24 protein-coding genes are annotated in these 14,725 nt (G+C 63.0%); 16 read left to right on the plus strand and 8 right to left on the minus strand.

What is annotated here, in order from left to right; genetic code table 11:
- Positions 1–804 precede the first annotated feature (804 nt).
- The 16 genes from BG452_RS07765 to BG452_RS07840 all read left to right on the plus strand — a co-directional run bounded on the left by BG452_RS07765 (position 805) and on the right by BG452_RS07840 (position 8,489).
- Positions 805–1,044, plus strand: a complete 240-nt coding sequence (locus tag BG452_RS07765; RefSeq protein WP_188303449.1) for a hypothetical protein — start codon at positions 805–807, stop codon at positions 1,042–1,044.
- Positions 1,045–1,285: 241 nt separating this feature from the next.
- Entirely contained in the window at positions 1,286–1,465 is a 180-nt protein-coding gene (locus BG452_RS07770) for a hypothetical protein (RefSeq protein ID WP_188303450.1), read from the plus strand.
- A complete protein-coding gene (locus BG452_RS07775) occupies positions 1,462–1,818 on the plus strand; it encodes a hypothetical protein (RefSeq protein ID WP_188303451.1) in 357 nt (118 codons plus the stop codon). Before BG452_RS07770 ends, BG452_RS07775 begins: the two co-directional genes overlap by 4 nt.
- 205 nt (positions 1,819–2,023) lie before the next feature.
- Positions 2,024–2,266 carry a hypothetical protein gene (locus BG452_RS07780; protein WP_188303452.1) on the plus strand — a complete coding sequence of 81 codons (243 nt, stop codon included), beginning with the start codon at positions 2,024–2,026 and terminating at the stop codon, positions 2,264–2,266.
- 81 nt (positions 2,267–2,347) lie between these two features.
- Positions 2,348–2,647 carry a hypothetical protein gene (locus BG452_RS07785; RefSeq protein ID WP_188303453.1) on the plus strand — a complete coding sequence of 100 codons (300 nt, stop codon included), beginning with the start codon at positions 2,348–2,350 and terminating at the stop codon, positions 2,645–2,647.
- Positions 2,647–2,925: a hypothetical protein gene (locus BG452_RS07790; RefSeq protein WP_188303454.1), complete on the plus strand. Its 279-nt coding sequence runs from the start codon at positions 2,647–2,649 to the stop codon at positions 2,923–2,925. Before BG452_RS07785 ends, BG452_RS07790 begins: the two co-directional genes overlap by 1 nt.
- A 166-nt stretch (positions 2,926–3,091) precedes the next feature.
- Positions 3,092–3,295, plus strand: a complete 204-nt coding sequence (locus BG452_RS07795; protein ID WP_188303455.1) for a hypothetical protein — start codon at positions 3,092–3,094, stop codon at positions 3,293–3,295.
- A 33-nt stretch (positions 3,296–3,328) separates the two neighbouring features.
- Positions 3,329–3,556: a hypothetical protein gene (locus BG452_RS07800; RefSeq protein ID WP_188303456.1), complete on the plus strand. Its 228-nt coding sequence runs from the start codon at positions 3,329–3,331 to the stop codon at positions 3,554–3,556.
- A gap of 98 nt (positions 3,557–3,654) precedes the next feature.
- Positions 3,655–4,188 carry an antirestriction protein ArdA gene (locus BG452_RS07805; protein ID WP_188303457.1) on the plus strand — a complete coding sequence of 178 codons (534 nt, stop codon included), beginning with the start codon at positions 3,655–3,657 and terminating at the stop codon, positions 4,186–4,188.
- Positions 4,189–4,223: 35 nt separating this feature from the next.
- Entirely contained in the window at positions 4,224–4,448 is a 225-nt protein-coding gene (locus tag BG452_RS07810) for a hypothetical protein (protein ID WP_188303458.1), read from the plus strand.
- Positions 4,445–4,834, plus strand: a complete 390-nt coding sequence (locus BG452_RS07815) for a hypothetical protein (protein ID WP_188303459.1) — start codon at positions 4,445–4,447, stop codon at positions 4,832–4,834. Before BG452_RS07810 ends, BG452_RS07815 begins: the two co-directional genes overlap by 4 nt.
- Complete coding sequence (locus BG452_RS07820) at positions 4,831–5,091, plus strand: hypothetical protein (protein ID WP_188303460.1); 261 nt, start codon at positions 4,831–4,833, stop codon at positions 5,089–5,091. Before BG452_RS07815 ends, BG452_RS07820 begins: the two co-directional genes overlap by 4 nt.
- 78 nt (positions 5,092–5,169) lie before the next feature.
- Positions 5,170–5,835 (plus strand): hypothetical protein, encoded by a 666-nt coding sequence (locus BG452_RS07825; RefSeq protein WP_188303461.1) that lies wholly within the window; start codon positions 5,170–5,172, stop codon positions 5,833–5,835.
- Positions 5,836–5,848: 13 nt separating this feature from the next.
- Positions 5,849–7,180 (plus strand): DUF3987 domain-containing protein, encoded by a 1,332-nt coding sequence (locus BG452_RS07830; RefSeq protein WP_188303462.1) that lies wholly within the window; start codon positions 5,849–5,851, stop codon positions 7,178–7,180.
- A 109-nt stretch (positions 7,181–7,289) separates the two neighbouring features.
- Positions 7,290–8,108, plus strand: coding sequence for a hypothetical protein (locus tag BG452_RS07835; protein ID WP_188303463.1), 819 nt, complete (start codon positions 7,290–7,292; stop codon positions 8,106–8,108).
- Positions 8,109–8,219: 111 nt separating this feature from the next.
- On the plus strand, positions 8,220–8,489 hold the full coding sequence (locus tag BG452_RS07840) for a hypothetical protein (RefSeq protein WP_188303464.1): 270 nt from the start codon (positions 8,220–8,222) through the stop codon (positions 8,487–8,489).
- 66 nt (positions 8,490–8,555) lie between these two features.
- Here the strand turns inward: BG452_RS07840 and BG452_RS07845 are convergent, their stop codons facing one another.
- The 8 genes from BG452_RS07845 to BG452_RS07880 form a co-directional block, all read right to left on the minus strand.
- Positions 8,556–8,849 carry a hypothetical protein gene (locus BG452_RS07845; RefSeq protein ID WP_188303465.1) on the minus strand — a complete coding sequence of 98 codons (294 nt, stop codon included), beginning with the start codon at positions 8,847–8,849 and terminating at the stop codon, positions 8,556–8,558.
- A 46-nt stretch (positions 8,850–8,895) separates the two neighbouring features.
- Complete coding sequence (locus BG452_RS07850) at positions 8,896–10,176, minus strand: peptidoglycan-binding protein (RefSeq protein ID WP_188303466.1); 1,281 nt, start codon at positions 10,174–10,176, stop codon at positions 8,896–8,898.
- A gap of 64 nt (positions 10,177–10,240) precedes the next feature.
- Positions 10,241–10,510 carry a hypothetical protein gene (locus tag BG452_RS07855; RefSeq protein ID WP_117490912.1) on the minus strand — a complete coding sequence of 90 codons (270 nt, stop codon included), beginning with the start codon at positions 10,508–10,510 and terminating at the stop codon, positions 10,241–10,243.
- Between the two features lie 27 nt (positions 10,511–10,537).
- A complete protein-coding gene (locus BG452_RS07860; RefSeq protein WP_188303467.1) occupies positions 10,538–11,140 on the minus strand; it encodes a hypothetical protein in 603 nt (200 codons plus the stop codon).
- Positions 11,141–11,144: 4 nt separating this feature from the next.
- Positions 11,145–11,984 carry a hypothetical protein gene (locus BG452_RS07865; protein WP_188303468.1) on the minus strand — a complete coding sequence of 280 codons (840 nt, stop codon included), beginning with the start codon at positions 11,982–11,984 and terminating at the stop codon, positions 11,145–11,147.
- Complete coding sequence (locus BG452_RS07870; RefSeq protein WP_188303469.1) at positions 11,977–12,657, minus strand: hypothetical protein; 681 nt, start codon at positions 12,655–12,657, stop codon at positions 11,977–11,979. The genes BG452_RS07865 and BG452_RS07870 overlap by 8 nt, the downstream gene beginning before the upstream one ends.
- Positions 12,657–13,688 (minus strand): hypothetical protein, encoded by a 1,032-nt coding sequence (locus BG452_RS07875; RefSeq protein ID WP_188303470.1) that lies wholly within the window; start codon positions 13,686–13,688, stop codon positions 12,657–12,659. Before BG452_RS07875 ends, BG452_RS07870 begins: the two co-directional genes overlap by 1 nt.
- Before the next feature lie 20 nt (positions 13,689–13,708).
- Positions 13,709–14,722, minus strand: a complete 1,014-nt coding sequence (locus BG452_RS07880; RefSeq protein ID WP_188303471.1) for a phage tail domain-containing protein — start codon at positions 14,720–14,722, stop codon at positions 13,709–13,711.
- Positions 14,723–14,725 lie beyond the last annotated feature (3 nt).

A 14,725-nucleotide genomic window follows, 5' to 3' on the forward strand; every position in this document is an offset into this window, starting at 1 on the left:
GGCGGTCCCGCTTTGATTGAGCTAAGGCATTACCCCCGGTATTTCCAGTCGCATTCATTCAACGGGAATTGCGGAATTGCTGGAACGGAATGAACGTGGCATGGACATTACTTCAATCAACCCGGGTGACGCGTCCGAGTGAGGAGGGGCACATTCTGAATGGCGTTGGGTGATCGATCGATGTGGTATCACGTGCGTGCGCACACGCATTGCCGCCCCACAGGGCCTACAGGGGCCTGGCAGGGTGTGCCTGGGGTGGTTGCCTAGGGGGGTGCCTGGCAGGCGCTCAGAGGTGCCATTCTGCACGTCTATGCGTTGACCGGCGGAGCTGGTACATGTGCGCGCGCATTCCTCTCCCGAGAAAGAACAGGTTGACTGGCGGAGTGATCCAGATCACTCACTCGGAAGTTGACCGGCGGAGTTGATCGGCGTAACTTTGAATGCGTTGGAGGGCGAACGGGACGGAAACGGACCGACAGCCCCGACAGAGCCGGAAGAGGACGAGCCCCAAGGGGTTCGGGAAGTACGGCAAGCACATCAAAGAGCGGAAGCGCGCACGCCCCATCTGGGGAAGGCGTCAAACCGTGTCACGGCGGACTAGCGGCCTAATGCGACGGCTAGGGGACACACTCCCAATGTGCGACGAAACCAGCGGACAAGGTGAGCGCAAGCGAGTGTGACAGCGGGCAGGGCTTCGGCCGCCCGCATTCAGCAGCGTAGGGCGCAAGAGAGCGCCTATACCGTCCCGGTGCAACTCCGGGCGCTGCACGCACCCCTAAAAGTTGACCTGCGGAGTTGAGTTGAATGCGCAAGGGAATTGAAATCTCGGCCATTGTGGCCGGTGGAATTGTGGGCCTTCTGTTTGCTCACTGGCTGGGCATGGACCGTGTCATTGGGACCGGTTGGGACAACATCGTCTGGCTGGTCACTCCGCATGATGCGGACAACGTGACTGTCTTCAATGACGGTTTCTACGAGAGCAAGCACGACGACTGCGAGCAGGGTTTCCAGGCCGCTTGCGAGTGGCTTAAGGCGGCTAACTGATGTGCGAGTCGCTTAGCTACATCGTTGAGCGTGACGCCCACTTCCGGACTCGGATTCTCGGAAGTGCCGCTCTCTGGATTGCGCTCGGGATCAAGGACGAAATGACAGCGGCGCACAACACCATGGTTGAGACGTCGCGCAAGCTCCGCAATGCACACAAGTCCGTGTGCTCCGTCTGCAAGTAAGGGCAAGAAACATGCATCTCCTTACGTACGTCAACAAGCTTCCTGTTGTGGCATGCATGCGGGACAACAGTTCTGAAACGGCGCGCTCGGTCGTGGTCTGCGATCAGCGGTACAAGGGCCCTTACACGGTATGGAGCGTCCACCAGTCGGGCGGGGAAGTGGTGGCAGAGAACGGCCACTACGACATTGACGACTACAGCCGTGCGCTGTCTATCGCTTCGGAGCGTGCCAAGTGAGCTATGTACTGTGCGGGCCCGGTGTGGCGGACTGGTGCATCACCGTGATTGGTGGGCGCCCCGGGGAGACGGACTACTGGACTGAATATGTCCAGGGTGACCGGCCTGAGGAGGCGGATGCCTGCCTCTTTCTGCCTGCCGGTTGGGAACTCCTGGAATACGAATTCAAGGCGACGCCCCACGGTGCGCACTCTGAGGAGTGGGAACCGGAGCACGCAGACTACCCGCATCAGCCCGGTTATCTGTACGACTGTCCGGCCTGTGAGGCCGAATGCAACTGCACCCGCATTCCGGGTTCGCTCGAATACACGCAGTGCGTTTTCTGTGTCGCCCTGGAGGAGATGACCCGATGATTGAACACGTCTACACAGGGTGGGCTGTCACCCTCACTAACGGCAACGTCGTGAACTTTACCGACCAAAAGCGAGCGTTGATCTACTTCGGGGACAATGACACAAGGGAAATGAAAATAAAAAAGCAAGCCATTGCTTGCGGGATGTTCACGCGAGGATTCTGCGGACACTGCTCCCAGGGTGTTCCCACTCGGATGGTGAAGTGATGAGTTCGGAAGGGCGCTTCTTCTACTACGAACCTGCCGACTACACGGCCTGTGCCGAGCACATGGCGCGGGATCTAGAACGTTGGTTCCCGGAGACGGCAGAGACGTGCCAGGGGTGGGACTACAACTACACCGGGCCGGACATTGACCGCCTGATACCGGCCCTCACTGAGTCTGGCGAACTGCTGCCCGGACACCTCGCGCGGCTTGGCTTTGCTGGCGCGTGTGAATCGCTCCACTGAACCGTTTGGGTTGGGCGCGCGAAAGCGTGCCTTTCCCTGGCTGCTCAGTGCTGCCTACTCGCTCAACCGAAAGGGATGACCATGCACACATTCGCCATTGAACAAGCCGACGCCCACCGATTCGGGTCTGCCGTCGCAACGCACATCCGGGCACGGGCCGACTTCCTCACGGACGACATGCATGCCCTCTGGTGGGACCTCTACGTGGCATTCCGGGACGCCAGTGGGAGCGGCACGGTAGATGTCCCCCGAGACGCTGCGCACGGCATTCCGGTGATTCTGCACGCGGAACGCTACTGGGAGGCGGAGGAAATTCGAGTGCACGTTAAAAGTGTGCTCCGGCCGCAGTGGCGTGACTTCATGAAGGGTGAGTGCCGGTGATGGCGGAGTCCGAATCTGAAATGAACGAGAAGCGGGCTTACTGGGCGCGGGTTGCGGTGAAATTCGCGGCCCAGACTGGCCAGCACGGGGAAGCAAAAGCGCTGCACGAAGAGGACTGCTTTCGTGAGGTGGTGGGGGATCTAATCTGCGATCTCGGGCACCTTGCTGCCTCCTACGGCCACGACTTCGAAAAGGTGCTGAGGGATGGGCTCGAAGCGTTCCGCGAGGAGTGCGCCATTGCCGAATGCGAGGAAGCGGAAGAGGGTGGCAGCGAATAATGCACGGGTTGAGCTGCATTCGATGCGGCGGCACTCGACTGATATTCACCGTTCGGGCGTGGGCTGTGTGCATGACGTGCCATGCCGGAATGGGACAGGGGGAGGCAATGAACTGCCCAGAATGGTGTGAAACATGCGAAGCATTCGTTACGGAGGATGATCGGTGATGGCGGCAAAGCACTACCGCAAGCGCGACGACGGAAAGATCGGCTGCAACACAGGGTTCAACGAGTGTGATGCTCTGGCAACTCGATGGATGGACTTCCTTCCGAATGGCGCTCTGCGCGTGAGCACGGCCTACTGCGCCGAGCACGGGGACTGGGAGCTCAAGGACTCCCAGATCAGGGAACGCAACCTCCGCCAACCGTAGGCCTCATCAGTCGTACGAGGAGAAAGAGAACCCGTGAGCACCTATACCCGCAATGCCGTTTCCAAGGCCATCCTTGATGCCGCCGATCTCGTCATTGAAGAACTCAACGGTGGAGAGCGTGACACCGATCTCCTGAGCGTGGTTGTGAATGCCGCGCTGACCATATTGGACGACCCAGACGCTTCATTCCGTCAGATCGTTGAAGAGTGCTACAGCATTGAGGAGGCGGAGCTTCGTAGCTGGTGGACCAACTGGGCGTAAGCCTCCTCTAACGGACTTTGAGAGTGGTCCCGGTACTAAGTGACCGGGATTGCTTCCTTGGGCCGTCAGAACCACTCGGATACTTCGGAGAGACCAGCATGCGTATCTATGTCGCCTCGCTGCTTGACTATAACGGTGGCGTACTTCACGGGCGATGGATTGACCTAGACATCCATATGGACGTGGAGGCAGTCATGAGCGAAATTCGGGAAATGCTGAATAAGTCGCCTTGTGCTGCCCGCGAGTTTGGGGTTTCTGAGGATTGGGCCATTCATGACACGGACGACTTCCCGTCAGGTGTCGAGGTCGGCGAGTTCACCTCGATTGACCACGTTTGCCAAATCGCCGACACCGTTCGTCAGGTAGCTGACAATGAGGTGATAGAGGCAGTCATCTCGTCGACCGGGTCACATTTTGTCGAATGGGACTCGCCCGACTTCTTTCATGACAGGTGGGTCACCAAGGTTGACAGTGTGAACGACTTCCTTTACGAGGATTTCCAGACAGCGCACGAGCTGCCGGATGAACTCATGGGATACATCGACCTGGACAAGTATCGCGTTGATGTGGAACAGGACTATGACTTTGTCAGGCTCTATGCGGGATATGGCGTCGTGCTCCGAAACGTCTGAGGGAGTGCGGGAATGCCAATGAAAGGGGAAGCTCAGTGAAGCCGGAAGACATTTCGCCGGACGTGAGGGTGTCCGGTAGGGACATGAATGGGGCGGAGGTCATCGGCCGAATCATCGGCGGCGCCTTGCTCCGTGTGAGTGGGGAGATGCGTGCGGCTGCGATCGTGCACACTCCGCGTGAAACCAACATCGTTGGATACCTGGTGCACCCGGGCGGCGTGTTCGTCGCCCTGATCGAAGATCTGGAGATCAGCAAGTGACCGATAGCGCCTGGACGCCTGTGACGTACACCCATGTAGCGGCCGGCCTGGGTCCGGAAACCTTCGCCCTCTCGGTGGTGGTCGAGTGGGCGAACGATGAGAGGGGCGGTTACCGGGTGTCCGTCCTGGACGGTCGCGGGGAGGTGAAGCGGTCGGCGGGGCGCCCCTACGAGAAGCTGGGCGCAGATCCTTCCCCCTATGAACTGAACGCGCTTGTCCGGCGACACTTCGCCGTCGACCACACGCGACACGGCGAAGCGTCGGATTGGTGGTCTGATTTCGCTTGCCTGGCATGGGAGTTGGCAGACCATGAAGCCATCAGGTGGTATCCGGCCTGCCACCTTGACCGGTCTGCGCGGGCGCGTATCGAGGAGCTGGCCGCATGAGTGACGGTGTTCTCCTGTACTGGGCCGTTCTGTACACACAGGGCAACGAAGTGAGTGGCCTGGTGTCGGTGACGGACGGCGAACGCGCGCCCCACACGGTAAACAGCGTCCGCAGAGCGGTTGAGATCCGGCATGGCAGCGTCGACGAACTGTCTGCTGTCGGCCCGATGCTCACTCGCGAATTGGCGGAGGACTACCTTCGGGCGGCCACTGCAACGCAGGCCGGTCTGAATTTCTGGTTGGAGCAGGCAAGTTGACCTGACGTTCTTTGATGGGGGGCACCCGCAGTGGTGCCCCTTGTCATAGAGTGTCAGGCAATGCCGAGAGGTAGAACGATGGCAATTCGCAAGATAGTTCGAACTGAGTTCGTGGCGACCTGTGACGCACATGCCCAGAAGGGGGTGGACGACGTTCCCGGGACGTGCAAAGTGTTCATCGGCGCCAAGGGTTGGGACCTCTGCCAGGAGCACGAGGACAAGTTTGTGGGGTTCTTCGTTGAGGCCTTGGGGGAACCCTGCCGGACCGAGATGCGCGCCGTCGAAGCCTCCGAGGAGGAGGCCGCAGCGGAGCCGGGGCCAGAGGAGGATGAAGGCGCCCAGGAGGAACGGGAGGAGGCCCCCGAAGGGGGCTTCGACACCACCGGCCTGGGACTGTGGGAGGACTTCCCAGAGGACCCGTCAGAGGACGACGAGGACTTCAAGGGCACGGTCGTGGTCACGGGTAACATCCCCAGCTACAACCACTCGGACGCGCGGCGGGCGCTGGAGAACGCGGGGTACCGGGTCGTTGGGCATGTAGACGCCGACACGGTGATGATCGTGCTCGGTAAGCAGCCAGCGGCGCACAAGGTGGCCGAGGCTCGGCACCATCGGACGCCGGTCTTGGATGCGAGCCGGGCCCGGGTGTTCGCCAATTGCGTGGAGGCAGGGGAGTTCCCTGCCAACGATGAGCTTCCGGACGTTGAACTCAAGCGGGGCGCTCGGGCGCTCCTTCCGGTGTGAGGGGAGATAGGACATGGCTTCGGCTGACTACAGCGGGATGTTCACGGGGCGACTCAAGACCCTGGTGGACGAGTTCGCACCTCAGATGAATTGGAGCCCGATCGGGCTTGGAGCAACCCTTCTCGCGGTCCTGTCGGCCATGGCGGACGACACCCGAGTCCAGCGCGGAGAAGGAAGCCTGGCGCTCCCGCTGCAAGTGGTGATCGTCGGCGAGTCCGGTGAAGGCAAGGGCCAGTTGTGGAGCATGGCACGCGACATTGCGCAGAACGCCGACCCGGTGTTCATGGGTAGCAATGTGATCAACAGTGTGACAGGGGGAAAGGGCCTGCTGATCGAGGTCTTCAACCGCAGCAACCATGCGCTGGTATTCGAGAGCGAATGGCAGCGCATCCTGATGTCAGCCACCAGGAACCCCACGCTCTCCGCCAACATCCGAGACTTGGCTGACTCTGTCACCGTGGCCGGGGGCACAGGCAAGGACCGGGTTGTCGTCGAAGACCCCCACGTGGCCTTCCTCGGGCACATTCAGCCCGAGGTCTTCGCTTCCTGCATGTCCGCCCGGGACGCGTCGGGCGGTTCGTACAACCGACAGATCTTTGTTCCCATCGAGCAGGAAAACTGGCTGTCGGAGCGGCACCGTCGACCCCCGGCGCTGACAGTGAAGGCACAGGAGTGGTTCGCGGAGGCCCTGCGTCACTCACGCCGAACGCCCTTCCTTTCGCTGACGGAAGACGCGCTGGACGCTGCGGACGAGATGGAGCGACCCATCCGGGAGCACATCGCAAGCGTGCCCTCCTTGAAGCCTTTCGGAGCCCGAGTGATCGAGCACATCCGGCGGGTGGCGGCACTGATGTGCCTCTTCGACAAGCGGAAGGAGGTGACCAGCACTGACCTTCAAGCGGCCCGCGCCTTCGTTGAGTACTCGTTCACAGCGGTTGAGCAGTTCGCAAGTCTGGCGGCGAACGGACGGGGAGTGAAGACCCTGCCGGACTACATCAGGGAGCACCTGGTCCGCCTTGGCGGAAAGGCCCAGCACTCCAAGCTGGTGCGTGCGCTGGGCGCGCGGGCCAGTGCCGTCAGTGTCCGCGCGGCCGTCAAGGAGATGGACGACATCGAAGTGTTCTGGGACGAATCCGGAGCGCTCGGACGGACGGCGGAGATGTACCGGTTCCGTGCCACCGACCAGGACGACATGGAGGACTTGGGCGACGACGTCGACCAGGCCGACGAGGAGACGGCGCAGGTGATCCCCCTGCCCGAGGCGAGGAAGCAGGGCCGACCGGCCGCAGCGGCCTTCGAGGAGAAGCCGGCCGAAGTCGGCAACCCGCTCCAGGCGCTCCTGTAGGGGTCGACCACGTAGACCGACAGTGCGCGGCGGAGCTGCGCGACGAAGACGAAGAAGAGCGGGCCTGGCTGGTGCGGGCCCGCTCTCTCGTTTGTGGAGAGGAAGAGAAGTGACCGAAAGCCGGGCCACGAAGCACGTAATGCGGAACCTTCAGACCAGCGACGTCGACAGTGGAGACCCCTGGGGGCAGGTCGCTTCGCACTTTGGGACGACGCTCGACAGCTTCACCAGGAGTGCGAAGCAATGGCTCAGAGACAAGTCGGCACTTTCCACTAAAACCATCGAGAACGCGGACTACGAGGTTGCGTACCTCTGGTTCATTCACGGAAAGCACAAGGGAGAAGAAATGGGTAACGTCCAGGTTCGGACTGGGAAGCGACTGTGGGAGTACTTCGAGGGTACGGGGTTGTTTCAGGAAGGCGGAGAGGAAGACCCTGAAATCTATGCGGAGCTCATGGCGCTCCGTCCGTATGGCGGTGGTCGCTGGGGGACCGTCAGCCAGGGCACCCTGGGGTGGATGCTCGACTTCGCCGAGTCTTTCGCGGATGTCGCTGAGGATCGGTACGACAGCAAGGCCGCGGGAGACTTCCTGTCCAAGCACAGCGGCCTCTACACAGGCCAGTTCACGGCGGCGGGTCAGCTGGCCGGCGCCAAGGCATCCAGGGAAGAGGAGAGCCCCGTAGAGGCTGACGTCCCCTTGGAACCGGCGCTCGGGATCGAGCCGGGTACTGAGGGGGTCGATCACCGTTTGGACAGCGAGACCCCGGTGGGGTCTGCTGACGGCAAGACGGAGTCGAAGAGGCAGGTGCCGGAGGAGTCTTCCCACGGCAAGCCGATCTACCACGTGAAGACGGGGAAGCTTGTGGGGTGGTGGACTCCCAAAGCCTTCGTTTCGGTGGAGAGCGTCAGTGAAGAATCCGAGGACTGATCAGCCCATAGCAGCGGGTTAGGCCGCCCTTCGGGGCGGCCTTCCTGTTGGTAGCTCCTGGTAAGGTCCCCGGTTGGTTCTGGAACGAAGTGAAACCAACCGGGAGAGGCAATGGCATTCGGGCAGATCAAGCAGGCGAAGGCGAAGGGGCGGCACGGGGAAGCGGCCAAGGCTGCCCGCGAGGCTGGCCAAATGGTGTTCGCCTACAAGGTTATTGAGGAGATCGGCCAGATCGGCTACTCGGGTCCGATCGGCGTCCTCGACCGAGCCATAGAGGCCATCGAAGAGCACGGTTGGAGGCTGGAGCACGTGCAGACCGAGAAGGTTGAGAAGCTGACCGGTGACCGGCGTATGTTCTACCTGATCTTCCGCCGCTCGTAGTAAGCCGGAATGCAAGAAAGGCCCCCAGGCATCCCGGAGTTGGGATTACCTGGGGGCTCTCTGCGTTTAGACCATGGGTCCGAACGCGCTCTCTTCTGCGCTCCCCGGCTGCTCGGCCGGGGACGTCCTGTTGCTCACCTGCTCGGAGGGCAGGTTCTCCACGCCGGCCTTCCGGACGGCGCGGGTATGGGCCTGGTGGACCAGCTCGCCACCGAGCAGCGAGATGACCAGCATCACCAGGGAAACGATCTTGTCCTGAACGTCCGGGCTGACCCAGTTCGTGAACAGCGCCAGCACCGCCACCAAGGCGGCCTGGACGCGAGCCGAGTTGGCCAGCAGGAACGAGACGACACCCTTCACGACCAACCCCTTCCTTCAATCTCGCAATCCGTCATTGCGGTCGCGGCTACCAGGCGATACCTGCGGTGGTGCGGGCAGAAACCGTGTAGTCGAGGCCCTTGGAGTCCTTGCCCTGCACCTCGGCCAGCAGGATTTCCCCCGGCCAGAGCATGTTGGTGTAGGTGAACTGGGCATCCACGAGGCCCTGTTCGTCGGCCACGAAGCGGGCGGCCGGCATGGTGTAAGTCCGGGCCCCGGTCGCCTTGTTGGCCTTGAAGTACCGGCACGCGAGAGCTGAGCCGGGCGACATCGTCGCCTCGATGGACATCGTGACGGCCGCGTACTGGTGGGCCTCGCCGTCCAGGACGACGCCGTTCTTGCTGCCGTCAACGTCGATCGTCGCGAGCTGCTCGTTCTTCACCTGCGTGCGATTGTCGTTGCGCGCCCAGATGTTGCCGGGAATCCCGGTCACCTGAGGGGCCACCGGATCGTGCTGCGGCGGGGGAGTCGGCTCCGCAGGCTGGTTGCTGAGCGGCCACAGGCCCTGACCGTGCTCGGTCTCCAACTTGGTGAGCTGGGCCTGGCCCGGGAGGCCGTCGGCGCTGTCCGTGTCGCCGATCGCGAGCTGGTAGGCGCGCACGGACTCCGTGTCGGCAGTTCCCCACGTCGGCCCCGGTCCCTCCGCGTACCGGGAACAACCGGCGGCCACAAGGCACTTGCCCATGTACGTGATGTGGTCGCCGTGGGCGCCCGGTCCGTACTCGAAGCCGTGAATGGTCACGGTGCCCGCAGGCGGAGGGGTGGTCGCGCCGCCGGCCGGGATGTCGGCCTCGCTGGCCTCCTGGCCGAAGTAGACGTTGACGAGGTTCTTGTCCGCGCCGACGATGCCCTCCGGGTACTTCGGGTAGCCGTAGGAGTGGGTCCAGTTCGAGTGGCGGGAGACGGTCCGCTTGAAGACACCCACGCCCTCGGAGCCGCCCCAGTCGTTGGTGTTGCCGCCCACGGTGTAGATGTGGTCCCGGTCGTACGCGTAGACGATCTCCGTGTGGGAGCCGCCAGGGCCGTAGGTCGAGGTCGAGTCGCCGTAGAACACCTGGGCCCCCAGGGCGGGGAACTCGGACAGCCGGCCGCGGCTTCGGTACCACTCCTGGGCGACGCTGCACGATGCGGTGTTCGGGATGATGTCGGCGTTGCCGGTCTCGCGTGCCACGGCCGCGATGAAGTCGGCGCACCATGACTCTGCGGGGCGTCCCATCTCCTGGGAGAAGCGGTTGCTGTTGCCCGCCCCTTCGCGGTACCCGACGTAGGTCTTCGCCTTGCTGATGAGTGTCCGGGCGCCAGTGGCCATTGTGTCCTCCTGAGGGCATGAAAAAAGGAGCCCGAAGGCTCCATGCGGAATGTGTTGGTGGTCGTTAGTCGGGAACGGGAAGGTCGTGCTTCTTGATGAAGAGTTCCAGTTCGACAACTCGGAAGCGGAGCTTGGCGATCTCCTCGGTCTGCTTGTCACAGAGTTCCTGAAGCCGTTCGACACGGTCCACCAGGTCCTCGTTCCAGTGCTTGATGGTGCCGAGGATTTCGCTGCGGTCGGCCTTCGCGCCTTCCTTGACCATGCGGTAGAGCTGCACCACGCCAGTCACCGCAGCGATGAGGCCCCCACCGAGGATGTAGTCGAGTGCATTCATCGTGCAGTGCCTCTCAAGCTCTCAGGTTCATGCCGGTAGGTCCGCAATCTTTTGGATGGTCAGCGAGATCATGGCCGTGTCGTGGACATGCGCGTCCGCCCACCAGCAAATGATGCTGGTTCCTACCTTGTCGCCCTTGCTGCAATGGCCTACGACCTCGACGCAATAGGTCCTCAGGTGGTCCTCCATGCCCGACACGACAAGATCCTGAGTGGCCTTGTAGTTGTAGGGAAGCGTCACCGTTCCCCGGACCTTTCCGGCGCCGGCGCCACGGACGTTGTCCACGTAGCAGGCGAACTGGAACCGCGCGCGATACACGCCGGCCTCGGGAATGGTGAACTGGCGAGGGTTGTCGAGTACCCAGTCGCCGACCTTGGCGGCGGGACGAGTGAGGTCCCATTCAGGAGCCACCGAGACGTTGTTGGGGACGTCGAAGGGGTTCTTGATTTCGAGAGACAGAACCGGATTCTGGCCGAGGCGGTAGGCGTCACGGTTGAGGCTGCTGACGTTGCTCTGCAACTGTGTCGTGCTGTCGTAAAGAGCCTGGTGCACGTCGTACACCTGGACGTTCATCTTCTCGGGCGAGACCACCTCGCGGTCTGCCCACTTCTCCAGATTGGGGAGGGCCATGGGGTTACTCCAGAACAGTCGAGAAGCCGAGTACGGATGCCCGCTGGTCGCCGAGAATCCAGGTCGGCTTCCCATCGGGGTTCTGCTTGCCGGGGATGGTGATCACGGCGATGGCGAGCTGATCGGCAAGCGAATCGAAGACCAGGTCGCCGGGCGTGAAGCCGGAGCCGACCGTGTCGGCCGCCATGATGTGCACCGTCTCCGTCTGCCACGGTCCGTGCTCGCTCACGCGCCGCTGAACACCTCGGGGCCAGCCCGCGGCGGTCATGTCCTTCGAGGCCGCGATGGCGACGTAGAGGGTGGTGAAGTCGTCGGCGGGGTCCAGGGCGGCCCTGTCGACGCCTTCGTAGGTCTTGTACGAGATCACTGGCTTCGCCGGGATGGAGCTGGTATCACCGTGGCGGTAGACCAGGTTGGCCACCGTCATGTTGTCGTCCTCGCCGAACGACTCGAAGGAGCTCTCATAACCGCAATCCGGCGTCCAGAGGAACATGTTCAGAGTCAGGTGGATGTCCGAGGGACGGAGCTTCAGCAGGTCGACCACCGGACGGAGCCCGTTGGCCGGCTTCGTCACCGAGCCATACGACGCGCACAGCGACACGACGATGTCGCCCATCGCGACTTCTGGAGGGATGGACAGGGAGACGTGGTTCCGGTCCCTGAACGTTGCGCTCCTGGCTGCGACGAACATCGGGAACTCCTCGGGCGTCTGCCCGCCGGATCGCCAGTTGTGGCCGTCGTACATCGGGATCTCGCCGACCGGCTTCCAGGCCTTGCCGTCGTAGATGTTCGTCTTGGCGACCTGCCACGTTGAGCCGTCCCAGACGTAGGACGCATTACCCATACTGCACCCACACATCGCCCGGGGAAGGGTTCTCTGGAGGCTTCGGCCCTGAGAACATCCGAGCATTGCCGACATTGCGAGCGGTCACCGTTCCCTGCGTTGCGAGATTGCCGCAACGGAGATCCCCGTCCGCGTTCACATTGCCGTGAACGGCCAGGTTCTTGACGGCCGCGTCGCCGCCTTCAGAGACCTGGAAGACGGCGCTGCCGTTGCCCTTGCCGGTGACCTGGAGGACCGGCCGGGTCCCCGTGACGTCGCCCTCGACCTGGAGCCACGGGACGCCGGAGGACTCCGCCCGGTTGCCCCCAGCGAGCTGTGCGTACCCCTGCAACCGCTGATCGGCGTAGGCGCGGTCCCCGTGCGGGTCCGTGCCCTTCGCGTGCTCCTGGAGCTTGTCCGGGGTGTCGTTGGCCTCGATGGCGATGCGGCCGGGGCCGAAGTCGACCCAGAGGCGGAAGACGTCGTTGTCCGGTCCCCGGAACTCCGGGACCATGCCGCGGGCGTCGGCCGTCAGGTTCTTGATCGGATTGCCGGTCGCGTCCTGGAGGTCGGTTACCTGTCGGGCGTCCTTCCCGAGGCCATCCCAGACAGTACCGGTGACGCCGGGAAGGCGGGCCCCGCTGTTGTCCTCGGCGGGCGTTGCTGCGTCACCCGCGAACTTGCGCCTTGCCATTAGCTACTCCCCTCGTGGAAGAGGTCCATTTCGATCAGGCCCGTGAACCAGAGGTTCGCGTCCTTCGGGAAGGTCTGGAGCCAGTAAGTACCCCAGTCCTTGTTGGGGAACGACAGCCAGGCGAGGTTCCAGCCGCCCGTCCAGGCATTGCCGTTCTGGAGCATCAGGGGGTCTGCGCCGCCATTGTCGCGGTACAGCATGGCGTTCATCAGCTGAGTGATTCCGCCTCGCGGCGAGAACGGCAGGGACACCGAGAGGGGCGTGGTGCCGTTCCGCAGGTCCCTCCCGGAGACGTTCTGGAGGTTCGCTGTAACCCAGCACATGTTGGAGCCCACCCACTGGAAGTGGCCGGTGGCCTGGATACCGTCCTGGGTCGCCAGGCCGTGAAGCTCAGGCCGGTACTTCCGGGTGGGTCCGAGGTTGCTGATCGGAGACCAGCCGCCGTTTCCGGCATAGCCCCAGACGGCCTCACCGCCGGCCGAGTCCCGGGCATACACGATGTCGCCAGGGGTGCCCATCATGGTGCGTCCGAGGTCGCTGTGGACCTGCGGGAGCGAGTTGCCGATGAAGACCCGCTGGTCATAGATCGTGCTCACCGAGGTTGCCGAGGAAGCGATCGTGCACTCGGCAATGGCGATCTGCCACACGCCGCCCAGCTCCTGGGTGAGGCTCGGAGGAAGAGGGGTCGAGGCCGGCGAGCCCTTCACGGTCGCCAGCTTCACGACCCCCTTGCTCACGTCCAGCTCCAGGACGACGAGGTCGATGCGCGGGTTCATGTCCGGGTTCTCGAAGAACTGGAGGGTCACCGCGGAATCGGACTCGTAGCAGAAGCCCTTCACGAAGGCCTTGCCGGGCTGGACGTCCACGGTCCGGGGGAGCTGCGAGGAAAGGTTCTGGGCCACCGAGAGGGCGTTGTCGGTGGCCTTGCCGATGACGCCGGACGGCGAGAACGCGGCGGCCATCTTCTGCCAGCGGACTTGATCGACGCTGGCGCCGTCGCCCTCGTTGAAGGGCCAGGAGTTCTCAGCCATTCATTCAATCCTTCGTCTTGTCAGCCACCGGTGTAAGACAGGTAGCGGGGGGTGAAATGCAGGCGGATCAGGGTCTTGTCGTCGTAGTCGCCGCCCTCGACCTTGATCGTGTTCTTGCCGGGCGCCAGAGCCCACAGGGCGGGGTTCGGGGCCAGGCGGGGCCACAGGTTGGTTCCGTCGTCCAGGGCGACGGTCTTGAACCCCGGACGGGTGTCCACGGTCGCTACCTGGCCGGCCGGAACCGTGTAGGTCGAGGAGAAGCCGAAGCTCTTGCCCGTGGTCGTGTTGAGCATCTTCAGGCCGGTAGCACGGCCGGAGATCGACCAGACGGGCCAGGACTCCACCGAGGAGGGGTTGTTGACCTCGACCACCCCTTCGGGGCCGAGCGAGGCCGAGCCGATGCGGAGCGGATTGAGGAACTTCCGATGGAGGTCCTTCGGCGGGGACAGGAAGGACCCGACGTCGCTCAACTTGAGCGACCAGTCGAATTGGTTCTCGCTGTTGGAGTACCAATACGGGTCCATGGCGCGGAGGATCATTGCGTACCGGATATGCAGGAAGCCGGCACTCTCCTGGACCTCGTTGCCTTCAAGGCCCGAGACGTAGAAGCACTTCAGATGCCGGGCCGGGAGGTTGCCGTCTCGGACGGTGAGGAGCCCTGGGCCGGCGTGTGGGCTCAGCGCCGAGAAGAGCCGGTTCTTCATGGTGATCAGCGACTTGCGGTCAAGGCCGCGGATGTACAGCGGGATCGTGATGTCCCTCGAAGTCGCCCTAACAGTACGGAACATGGCGCCGTCCATGTTCGGTAGCTGGTCCGCGTGCAGGTCGTACGTCGGCAGGTCGAAGCCGGACGGCCCCCACTGGATGGCCAGCCCAGCCGGCTGCTTCCCTGAGATGTCCCCGGTGAGGGGGATGACGTCGCCGTTGGTGCTGGTCCAAGTCACGTAGGTGTGAGGCCACTTGACCGGCTTGTAGGGGTTCTTGCCGAGTCCGCCAGGGTCCGGGAATTCTGAGTACTTCGCAGGAATCGGCATCGG

Origin of the sequence: Streptomyces sp. CBMA123, assembly GCF_014596465.1 — a bacterium.
In the GTDB taxonomy this organism is placed as follows: domain Bacteria; phylum Actinomycetota; class Actinomycetes; order Streptomycetales; family Streptomycetaceae; genus Kitasatospora.

What these genes read in the sequence shown, in the direction of transcription:
- BG452_RS07765 (WP_188303449.1), top strand. Translation starts at nt 805, where the DNA reads ATGCGCAAGGGAATTGAAATCTCGGCCATTGTGGCCGGTGGAATTGTG.
- BG452_RS07770 (WP_188303450.1), top strand. Translation starts at nt 1,286, where the DNA reads ATGCGGGACAACAGTTCTGAAACGGCGCGCTCGGTCGTGGTCTGCGAT.
- BG452_RS07780 (WP_188303452.1), top strand. Translation starts at nt 2,024, where the DNA reads ATGAGTTCGGAAGGGCGCTTCTTCTACTACGAACCTGCCGACTACACG.
- BG452_RS07785 (WP_188303453.1), top strand. Translation starts at nt 2,348, where the DNA reads ATGCACACATTCGCCATTGAACAAGCCGACGCCCACCGATTCGGGTCT.
- BG452_RS07790 (WP_188303454.1), top strand. Translation starts at nt 2,647, where the DNA reads ATGGCGGAGTCCGAATCTGAAATGAACGAGAAGCGGGCTTACTGGGCG.
- BG452_RS07795 (WP_188303455.1), top strand. Translation starts at nt 3,092, where the DNA reads ATGGCGGCAAAGCACTACCGCAAGCGCGACGACGGAAAGATCGGCTGC.
- BG452_RS07805 (WP_188303457.1), top strand. Translation starts at nt 3,655, where the DNA reads ATGCGTATCTATGTCGCCTCGCTGCTTGACTATAACGGTGGCGTACTT.
- BG452_RS07820 (WP_188303460.1), top strand. Translation starts at nt 4,831, where the DNA reads ATGAGTGACGGTGTTCTCCTGTACTGGGCCGTTCTGTACACACAGGGC.
- BG452_RS07825 (WP_188303461.1), top strand. Translation starts at nt 5,170, where the DNA reads ATGGCAATTCGCAAGATAGTTCGAACTGAGTTCGTGGCGACCTGTGAC.
- BG452_RS07830 (WP_188303462.1), top strand. Translation starts at nt 5,849, where the DNA reads ATGGCTTCGGCTGACTACAGCGGGATGTTCACGGGGCGACTCAAGACC.
- BG452_RS07840 (WP_188303464.1), top strand. Translation starts at nt 8,220, where the DNA reads ATGGCATTCGGGCAGATCAAGCAGGCGAAGGCGAAGGGGCGGCACGGG.
- BG452_RS07850 (WP_188303466.1), bottom strand. Translation starts at nt 10,176, where the DNA reads ATGGCCACTGGCGCCCGGACACTCATCAGCAAGGCGAAGACCTACGTC.
- BG452_RS07855 (WP_117490912.1), bottom strand. Translation starts at nt 10,510, where the DNA reads ATGAATGCACTCGACTACATCCTCGGTGGGGGCCTCATCGCTGCGGTG.
- BG452_RS07860 (WP_188303467.1), bottom strand. Translation starts at nt 11,140, where the DNA reads ATGGCCCTCCCCAATCTGGAGAAGTGGGCAGACCGCGAGGTGGTCTCG.
- BG452_RS07865 (WP_188303468.1), bottom strand. Translation starts at nt 11,984, where the DNA reads ATGGGTAATGCGTCCTACGTCTGGGACGGCTCAACGTGGCAGGTCGCC.
- BG452_RS07870 (WP_188303469.1), bottom strand. Translation starts at nt 12,657, where the DNA reads ATGGCAAGGCGCAAGTTCGCGGGTGACGCAGCAACGCCCGCCGAGGAC.
- BG452_RS07875 (WP_188303470.1), bottom strand. Translation starts at nt 13,688, where the DNA reads ATGGCTGAGAACTCCTGGCCCTTCAACGAGGGCGACGGCGCCAGCGTC.
- BG452_RS07880 (WP_188303471.1), bottom strand. Translation starts at nt 14,722, where the DNA reads ATGCCGATTCCTGCGAAGTACTCAGAATTCCCGGACCCTGGCGGACTC.